This window comes from Myroides sp. LoEW2-1, from assembly GCF_009767705.1.
Classification (GTDB): Bacteria; Bacteroidota; Bacteroidia; order Flavobacteriales; family Flavobacteriaceae; genus Flavobacterium; species Flavobacterium album_A.
The window spans coordinates 1-1,576 of record NZ_WSPP01000402.1; the positions used below are offsets into that span (position 1 = coordinate 1).

Here is a 1,576-nt window from a genome sequence, read left to right on the forward strand (position 1 = left end):
AGACACATAAGACTAATATTATAGGTATTGAAGAGAGACTTTCAAAAGGGTTAATAGATATCAGTTTACTTAAAGATTATAAAAGTAAATTAGAAGGATTAAGATATCTTAATGATGTTGATGCGATATGGGCAGATGTGCAAGACCATAAGAAAGAGTTTTCTAAAGTGAATACCAGTATAAACTTACTATCAAATAAAACTTATGAGTTAGAAAATAGCTTTTCTAAAGAGCTTAAGGCACTGGATAATAAATTGGATGCTAATTCACAGGAGTTTACAAAAAAAATAAAGATTTCTTATGTGATGACAGGGATAGCATTATTAATTTCAGTTGTGCATATAATTGTTAGTTTGTTATAAAATAATTTATGGACAATAAATATAAAGAGGCTTTATTGACTTCAGCTAAAAAATTAGATAAAAGTAGTAATAGTGAAAATCAAATTGTTAGGCTTACCCATGAGCTTATAGAAGGTAGTAACAGAACTACTATAAGAGATTTATTTCGTTTTTTATCTATTATTTTAAAATTAGAGGATAAACATATACTTCAGTTATTGAAGGAATTTAATGAATGCTTATTGAAGTATTTTGGATATCAAAAGATTCAAGAATTTTTTAATAGTGATTATTCAGGTAAAAGTAAGGAAGATAATTATTCGTTATCTGAACTTTTGGATCAATTAAATCAGCTCGTAGGACTTGAAAAAGTTAAATCGAAAATACTAGATCTTATTTCTTATCAGAAAGTACAACAGTTAAGAAAAGAAAATAGCTTAGTAAATCCTAAAAATACTTTACATCTAGCTTTTACTGGAAATCCTGGAACAGGAAAGACTACAGTAGCAAGGATTGTAGGACACATATATAAAGAATTAGGATTACTGACAAAAGGACATTTTATTGAGGTTTCTCGAACAGACTTAATAGCTGGTTATCAAGGACAGACTGCGTTGAAAGTAAAGAAGGTAATAGAAGAAGCAAAAGGAGGAGTCTTATTCATCGATGAAGCATATAGTATTACAGAAAATGAACATAGTGATTCATATGGAAAAGAATGCTTAACAGAATTAACTAAAGCTCTAGAGGATTATAGAGATGATTTAGTTGTTATTGTAGCAGGTTATACAGCTCCAATGAATAACTTTTTTAATTCCAACCCTGGTTTACTATCTCGTTTTAATACTTTTATTGAGTTTGATGATTATTCTGAAAATGAACTTTTTGATATTCTAGTTACTTTATTAGATAAAAGTGATTATATATTAGATTCAAACTTAGAAAACACTATTAAACTCTTTTTTAAAGAGAGTATTAATAATAAGACAGAACAGTTTGCTAATGGTAGATTTGTAAGAAATATTTATGAGGATTTAATAATGAAACATGCTAGTAGGGTTGTTAACATTAAACAACCAAGTTTAGAGGATCTTAAAAAAATTATAGAAGTTGATTTTTCTACTTATTTGGATAAGTAAGAGAGTTATGATAATAAAATAATTTTTTGTACAAACATTTTAGTGTTAATAAGATTTATTTTATAGAAAAAAGTACACTTGCATTGAACCTATAGC

General features: G+C 27.2%; 2 protein-coding genes. Both read left to right on the plus strand.

Annotated elements, in window-relative coordinates:
* A partial coding sequence (locus GOQ24_RS16420) for a hypothetical protein (protein WP_160340178.1) occupies positions 1–362 on the plus strand: 362 nt, incomplete at its 5' end.
* Between the two features lie 8 nt (positions 363–370).
* On the plus strand, positions 371–1,480 hold the full coding sequence (locus GOQ24_RS16425) for an AAA family ATPase (protein ID WP_155091689.1): 1,110 nt from the start codon (positions 371–373) through the stop codon (positions 1,478–1,480).
* The last annotated feature ends 96 nt before the right edge of the window (positions 1,481–1,576 follow it).

Bases quoted from the DNA above. Each gene is read 5' to 3' on its own strand.
- GOQ24_RS16425 (WP_155091689.1), top strand. From the start codon at position 371: ATGGACAATAAATATAAAGAGGCTTTATTGACTTCAGCTAAAAAATTA.